The organism is Streptomyces anandii JCM 4720 (assembly GCF_014650655.1).
Classification (GTDB): Bacteria; Actinomycetota; Actinomycetes; order Streptomycetales; family Streptomycetaceae; genus Streptomyces; species Streptomyces anandii.
On sequence record NZ_BMVJ01000013.1, the window covers coordinates 179,150 to 186,259 of the forward strand.

The following is a 7,110-nucleotide window of genomic DNA, read 5'->3' on the forward strand; positions in this document are numbered from 1 at the left end:
GAACCCTTTGCAACGTGTGACCGGGGTCCGGGCCCCTGGGGCGGCCGGGTCAGTTCAGCGCCGGCGGCCCCGCCTCCGCGCCCGTGCCCCACGCGGAGGGCTCGGTGCCGAGCGTGAAGGACAGCGAGCGGGCGTGGCGCAGGTCCCCGGTCGTCAGATACGTGCGCCCGTAGGAGGAACCGTCGACGCGGGCCGACTGGACGTAGCGGCGGGTGTCCGAGGTCCCGGGGGCCTTGATCGTGAGCGAGCCGTGCGGGTAGTAGCGCCGGTCGAGGGTGAGGTCGACCCGTTCGAAGACGGGCGTGGACAGGCCCCAGGTGGCGTAGCCGGGCTGGACCGGGAAGACGCCGATCGACGACAGCACGTTCCAGGCGGACATGGTGCCGAGGTCGTCGTTGCCGGTCATGCCGGTCGGGGTGTCGGTGAACAGGGTCAGCGCCGCGTGCACCACGTCGGTGGTCTTCCAGGGCTGCCCGGTCGACAGGTAGGTGTACGGGGCGATGAGGTCGGGCTCGTTCTGCGGGTTGTACTTGTCCGCGTTGTAGTAGTCGTAGGGGCCGTTCACCCACACCTCGCGGGCCGTCTTCGCCGGGTCCTTCACGAGCCGGTCGTAGGCGAAGAAGGAGTCCAGCCGGTCGTTGGCCGCCTGCTTCCCGCCGATCAGGCCGATCACGCCCGGCAGGTCCTGCGGCACCAGCCACTGGTACTGCCAGGACGTTCCCTCGTGGAACCCCTCGCTCCGCGCCGGGTCGGCGGGGCCGGTGAAGGCGCCGGAGGCGTCGCGTGCGCGGAAGAAGCCCGTGGCGGGGTCGAAGATCTTCCGGTAGTTCTGGGCCCGGGCGGCGTAGCGCGCCGCGTCGGCGTCGTGGCCGAGCCCGCGCGCCATCTCGGCGAGCATCGCGTCGGACAGGGCGTACTCGAGCGTCGCGGACGCGCCGTGGTCGTAGTCGGAGTCGCCGGGCTTGGCGTGCGGGCGGCCCTTGACGTACGGGGCGAAACCGCCCGCGATGTACTCCTTGTTGGCCTCGCGGCCCACGGCGGGCGAGCCGGCCGGCGGCACCCCGTCGGCGTTCTTCCTCAGGGCGCGGTAGGCGCGCTCCTCCCAGCCCTTGAGCAGCCCCTGCTGATAGGCGTTGGTCAGGAAGGGGGTGACCGGGTCGCCCGTCATGATGTTCGTCTCGACCGTGCCGTAGCCCCACTTGGGCAGCCAGCCGCTCTCCTCGTCGATCCTGATGACGGAGATGGCCATGTCCCGTGCCTCGCGCGGCGCGAGCAGCGACAGCAACTGGGTCTGGGTGCGGTAGGTGTCCCACAGGGACCAGTTCTGGTAGTACGTGAAGCCCCGGGCCCGGTGCACCTTCTGGTCCCACCCGGTGTAGCGGCCGTCCACGTCGCCGCCGATGTTGGGTGCGAGGAACGACCGGTACAGGGACGAGTAGAAGGTCCGGCGCAGGGTGTCGTCGCCGCCCCGCACCCGGACGTCGTCCAGCCGGTCCTCCCAGGCGCGCTGTGCCGCCGCGCGCACCTTGTCGAAGGAACGCCCGCCCTCCGCGCGGAGGTTGAGGGCCGCGCCACGGGCGTCGACGTACGACAGGGCCGTGGTCGCCTCGACGGTACGGTCCTTGGTGGTGTCGAAGCGGACGTAGGCGCCGTCTCGTCCGGTCCTGGCGCCGCCGGTGACAGTGGAGCCGTCCCAGGTGCCGTAGGCGGTGAACGGGCGGTCGAAGCGGGTGATCGTGTAGACCGTGTAGGGCTTGGTGTCCTGGCAGAAGCCGCTGCCGGTGATCGCGGTGCGCACCGTGCGGTTGTCGAGGATCTCCACCTCGGTCGAGATCGTCCGGTGCAGTGACTGGCCCGCGTTCAGCAGGACGTTGGCCTTGTCGGTGGCGGGGAAGGTGTAGCGCTGCACGCCGGTGCGCGCGGTCGCGGTCAGCTCGGCCTCGATGCCGCTCTTGAGGTCGGCCTTGTAGTAACCGGGGCTCGCCTGCTCGGTGTCGTGGCCGAACTCGGCCGCGTACTTCGCGTAGTCGGTCTCCGTGACGTCACCCGTGGTGGGCAGGACGGGCAGGTCGCCGCCGAGGCCGCAGCCGACGCCGGAGAGATGGACGAGCGAGAAGCCCCGGATGCGGTTCTGGGAGTGGTCGTAGCCGGTGTTGTGGCCGGTGTCGGGGGAGAACTGCACCATCCCGAAGGGCACGGCCGCACCGGGGTAGGTGTTGCCCTCGTTCTCGGTGCCGATGAACGGGTTCACCAGATCGGTGAGTCGGCCGCCACGGACGGCGGCCGCCGGATCCGCGCCGCCGGCGGCCGCCTGTGCCGAGGGTGCGGCCAGGGCGCCGCCGAGAAGCGCGCCCGCCGCCACCACCACGCCCAGGCCGCCACGTATCCGTCGAGTCCATCTCATGGGCGCCAGCCCCTCCCCGAAGCTTGGACAACGTTGTCAAAGAGCGCGCTCATTCTTCGGCCTCTGCGTGTACTCGTCAAGAGTCCGTGCGCGAGGGCCCTCGGTCGCGGTGCGAGGTCGCGGTGTGAGGTCGCGGTGCGAGGTCGTGGCGCGGGTGCTGCAATGGCGGCACGGCCGGCCCGGAGGGGAGATGAGTGAGCATGGGAGGAGCGGTCCAGGGCCCGGCGCCGCCGGCCGCGCCTTCCGCCGGTACGCAGCCCGAGGAGGCCGACCGGCTGCGGGAGTTGCTGAGACAGCCCGCCTACCTGAAGGCGCTGCTGTTCTCCGCGCTCATCGGTATCCCGGTCTCCCTGGCCGCCTTCTTCTTCCTCGCCGGGATCCACGAGCTGGAGCACCTGCTGTGGGCCGAGCTGCCCGCCGGCCTCGGCTGGAACACGCCCCCGTGGTGGTGGCCGCTGCCGCTGCTGCTGTTCGGCGGCCTCGTCGTCGGCGTCGTCGCGCGGTGGCTGCCGGGCGCGGGCGGCCATGTCCCCGCGTCCGGACTGCACGCCCCGGAGGCGACCTCGGCCGCGCTGCCGGGAGTGATCCTCGCCGCGGTCGCGAGCCTTCCCCTCGGGGCGACGCTCGGCCCCGAGGCCCCGCTGATCGCGCTCGGCGGCGGCCTGGCGCTGCTCTTCCGCGACCTGGCCCGGGCGCCGGCGACGCCGCAGGGCTCGGCACTCCTCGGCGCGGCCGGGTCCGCCGCGGCCCTGTCCGCCATCTTCGGCAACCCACTGGTCGGCGCGGTGATCCTGATCGAGGTCGCGGGGGTCGGCGGGCCGCAGCTCTTCGCCGTCATGCTGCCCGCGCTGCTGTCCAGCGGCGTCGGCTCGCTGGTCTTCACCGGGTTCGGCCGCTGGACCGGTCTCGCCACGGGGAACCTGTCGATGAAGCCCGGTGTGCCGTTCCCCCGGCTGGACGCCGGGGACGTGTTCTGGTCCGTGCTGATGGCCGTCGGTATCGCCGTCGTCGTCCACACCGTGCTGTCCGCCGGACGCCTGACCGCGGTGTTCGTCGCGCGTGGACCGGTCCTCCGTACGGCGTTGTGCGCCCTGTGCGCCGGTGTGTGCGCCGCCGTCTACGCCCTCGCCGTCGGCCGGTCGCCCGCGGACGTCGCGTCCTCCGGCCAGGCCACGCTGGCCGGGCTGGCCCAGCAGCCGTACGCCTGGGGCGTGGGCGCCCTGGTCGCCGTGCTGCTGTGCAAGTCGGCGGCCTACGCGCTGTGTCTGGGCAGCCTGCGAGGCGGCCCGGTGTTCCCCTCGCTCTTCCTGGGCGCCGCGGTCGGTGTCCTCATCGCTCCGCTGCCGGGCCTCGGCGTCGTGCCCGGCATGGCGGCGGGCATGGCCGCGTCCTCGGCCGCCGCGCTGCGGCTGCCGGTCAGCAGCGTGCTGCTGGTCGTGCTGCTGCTCGGCAGCGGCGCGATGATCCCCGTCGTGATCCTCGCCGCCGTGGTCGGCTTCGTCACGGTCGAACTCCTGCCGCCCGGCCGCGCGGTGCCCCCGGCCGGCGAAGCGGCCGCGCCCCCGCCGTCCGCCCCACCCGCCGCGGGAGCCGCCCCACCCGCCGCGGGCGCCGGCCGGGCCGGCGGAGGCGGTCCCATGTAGCGGCGACTCCAGTTCGACGTGCCCATGGCATGGCGGCCGTGGTCGCGGGCACCCGGCGTCGCGGGCGCCTGCCCGGCGCCTGCCGTGCGTCCGGCCGGGCGAAGGCGTCAGCCGGGCGGCCGAACCGGGGCCGCTCCGGCGTGCCGCCGCACCGGCGGGGTGATGAGGTGGCGCATGAGGCTTCCGGCCGGAGCCCGGCCGGCCGGTTCACGCAGCGGAGGAGACGGTCATCGTGGGTTCCAGCCAGGACGCACCTCGGGCAGTGGTCCCCGAGCACCTGCTCAAGGGGCAGAAGGCGCTGGTCACCGGCGCGAATTCGGGCATCGGCAAGGCCACCGCGATCGCCCTGGGCAAGGCCGGGGCCGACGTGGTCGTCAACTACGTGGCCGGCCGCGAGGACGCCGAGGCGGTGGTCGAGGAGATCGCCTCCTTCGGCGTACGGGCGGTGGCGCACGAGGCGGACGTGTCCGACGAGGGCCAGGTCGCCGCCATGATGCAGCGCACGGTCCAGGAGTTCGGCACCCTCGACATCCTGGTCGCCAACGCCGGCCTGCAACGGGACGCCCCCTTCACCGAGATGACCCTCGCCCAGTGGCAGAAGGTCCTGGACGTCAACCTCACCGGGCAGTTCCTGTGCGCCCGGGAGGCGGCCAAGGAATTCATGCGCCGCGGCGTCGTGCCCGAGGTCTCCCGCGCCGCCGGCAAGATCATCTGCATGAGTTCGGTGCACCAGGTCATCCCCTGGGCCGGCCACGTCAACTACGCGGCGTCCAAGGGCGGCGTGCAGATGATGATGGAGACGCTGGCCCAGGAACTCGCCCCGAAGAAGATCCGGGTCAACGCGATCGCCCCCGGCGCCATCAGGACCCCCATCAACCGCGACGCCTGGCAGACGCCCGACGCCGAGAAGGACCTCCTGCGGCTGATCCCCTACGAACGTGTCGGCGACCCCGAGGACATCGCCCACGCGGCCGTCGCCCTCGCCTCCGACCTCATGGACTACGTCGTGGGCACCACCCTCTTCGTCGACGGCGGGATGACCCTCTTCCCCGGCTTCGCCACCGGAGGCTGACTTCCCCCCAACCGCGCCGCGCCCGAAGGGGGAACACGCGCCCATGCACCTCGCGGTCCTGCTCCAGGCGGATGTGCCGGCGCAGATGCTGCCGGCCAGATCGCTGATGGCCTTCACCCTCGGCTCGCACATCGTCCTGGTACCCCTGGGCGTGGCGATGCCGCTGATCACGCTCATCATGCACGGCTACGGCCTGCGCCGCGGCGACGCGACCGCGCTGCTGCTCGCCCGGCGCTGGTCGGCGGTCATGGCGGTGCAGTTCGCGATCGGCGTCGTCACCGGCACCGTGCTGTCCTTCGAGTTCGGGCTGCTGTGGCCGGGCATGATGGGCCGCTGGGGAGACGTCTTCGGCATCGGGTTCGGCGTCGAGGCCTGGGCGTTCTTCCTGGAGGCCGTGCTCATCGCGATCTACCTGTACGGCTGGCGCAGACTCCCCGCCCGCGCCCACTTCCTGCTCGCGCTGCCGCTGCCCGCCGCCGCGCTGCTGGGCGCCTTCGGCATCCTCGCCGCCAACTCCTGGATGAACACCCCCCAGGGCTTCACCCTAGACTCCGCCGGCAACCCCGTCGACGTGAACGTCCGGCAGGCGGTCTTCACGCCCATGTTCGGGCCGCAGTACTGGCACTTCGTGGTGGCGATGCTGGTGACCGCCGGGTACGTCGTGGCCGGCGTCTACGCCACCGGCTGGCTGCGCGGCCGGCGCGACCGCTACCACCGGCTCGGCTTCACCGTGCCCTTCACGCTCGCCGCCGTGTTCACCCCGGTGCAGTTCGTGCTCGGCGACTCCATCGCCCGGCAGGTCTTCCACAAGCAGCCGGTGAAGTTCTCGGCGATGGAGATCGTCTGGAAGACCGACACGCACGTGCCCGAATACCTCTTCGGGCGGCTGCACCCGGACGGCACCGTCACGGGTGGCATCCGCATCCCCCAACTCGACTCCATCCTCGCGGGGTTCCGCGCCGACACCAAGGTGACGGGGCTGACCTCCGTGTCCGCGAGCGACCGGCCGACGGCCGCAGAGGCCACCATCGCCCACTGGGCGTTCGACATCATGGTCGGCATCGGCTCCGTGCTGGTGCTGCTCGTCCTGTGGTACGCCCTCGTATGGCTGCGCCACCGCAGGCTGCCCGCCTCACCGTGGTTCTTCCGCTGCGCCGCCCTGGCCGGGCTCGCCTCCGTGGCCGCCGTCGAATGCGGCTGGATCACCACCGAGGTGGGGCGCCAGCCGTGGATCGTCTACTGGAACATGCGCGTCGCCGACGCCGTCACCCCGACCGGCGCGGCCGGGGTGTGGACCATGCTCGCCGTGGTCGTCACGGTGTACGCGGTCGTCTTCGCGTCCTTCCTCGCCGTACTGCTGCACATGCGCGCCCGCTGGCGGCTCGCCGACGAGTCGGGCCGAAGACCGCCCGCCGGACACACACCCGAGACCTACGCGCCCTACGGGCCGCGCCCGGCGGCCGGCGCGGGGCAGCCGCCCGGCCCCGGCGGTGACGGCGCCGGCCCGCCCACCGGGGGCCGCGCGTGATCGCCGGGGTCATCGCCGCGGTGCTGCTGCTCGCCGTCACCGCCTACGCCTGCGCCGGCGGCGCCGACTACGGAGCCGGCTTCTGGGACCTGACCGCGGGCGGGGCCCGGCGCGGCCAACGGCCCCGCGAGCTGATCGACCACGCGATGGCCCCCGTGTGGGAGGTCAACAACGTCTGGCTGATCTTCGTGCTGGTCATCATGTGGACCGGCTTCCCGGTGCTGTTCCAGCGGGTGTTCACCGCCATGTGGCTGCCGCTGGCGCTGGCCGCCGTGGGCATCGTGCTGCGCGGCGCGGGCTTCGCGCTGCGCAAGCCCGTACGGCGACTGGCCGGACGCCGGCTGTACGGCGCGATGTTCGCCGTCTCCTCCCTGCTGACGCCGTTCTTCCTCGGCGCGGCGGCCGGGGGAGTGGCCTCCGGCCGGGCCGCGGCGGGCACCGGGGCGTCGGCGGACGCCTGGGC

At 72.8% G+C, this 7,110-nt stretch carries 5 protein-coding genes; 4 read left to right on the forward strand and 1 reads right to left on the reverse strand.

The features are described from left to right. Window positions 1-49 precede the first annotated feature (49 nt). Window positions 50-2,404 carry a GH92 family glycosyl hydrolase gene (locus IE249_RS23510; protein WP_189707567.1) on the reverse strand — a complete coding sequence of 785 codons (2,355 nt, stop codon included), beginning with the start codon at window positions 2,402-2,404 and terminating at the stop codon, window positions 50-52. Between the two features lie 200 nt (window positions 2,405-2,604). Here IE249_RS23510 and IE249_RS23515 point away from each other — a divergent pair, with 200 nt between their 5' ends. From IE249_RS23515 to IE249_RS38275, 4 genes are all read left to right on the forward strand, one after another. Further along, the gene (locus IE249_RS23515; protein WP_189707570.1) at window positions 2,605-4,047 is read left to right on the forward strand and encodes a chloride channel protein; all 1,443 of its coding nucleotides are present in this window, start codon (window positions 2,605-2,607) and stop codon (window positions 4,045-4,047) included. 277 nt (window positions 4,048-4,324) lie between these two features. Then, complete coding sequence (locus IE249_RS23520; protein WP_189707642.1) at window positions 4,325-5,119, forward strand: SDR family oxidoreductase; 795 nt, start codon at window positions 4,325-4,327, stop codon at window positions 5,117-5,119. Window positions 5,120-5,162: 43 nt separating this feature from the next. Then, window positions 5,163-6,647 (forward strand): cytochrome ubiquinol oxidase subunit I, encoded by a 1,485-nt coding sequence (locus IE249_RS23525; RefSeq protein ID WP_189707572.1) that lies wholly within the window; start codon window positions 5,163-5,165, stop codon window positions 6,645-6,647. Continuing rightward, the coding region (locus IE249_RS38275) for a cytochrome d ubiquinol oxidase subunit II (protein WP_229859101.1) at window positions 6,644-7,110 on the forward strand (467 nt) is incomplete at its 3' end. The genes IE249_RS23525 and IE249_RS38275, both read left to right, overlap by 4 nt.

What these genes read in the sequence shown, in the direction of transcription:
- IE249_RS23510 (WP_189707567.1), bottom strand. Translation starts at nt 2,404, where the DNA reads ATGAGATGGACTCGACGGATACGTGGCGGCCTGGGCGTGGTGGTGGCG.
- IE249_RS23515 (WP_189707570.1), top strand. Translation starts at nt 2,605, where the DNA reads ATGGGAGGAGCGGTCCAGGGCCCGGCGCCGCCGGCCGCGCCTTCCGCC.
- IE249_RS23525 (WP_189707572.1), top strand. Translation starts at nt 5,163, where the DNA reads ATGCACCTCGCGGTCCTGCTCCAGGCGGATGTGCCGGCGCAGATGCTG.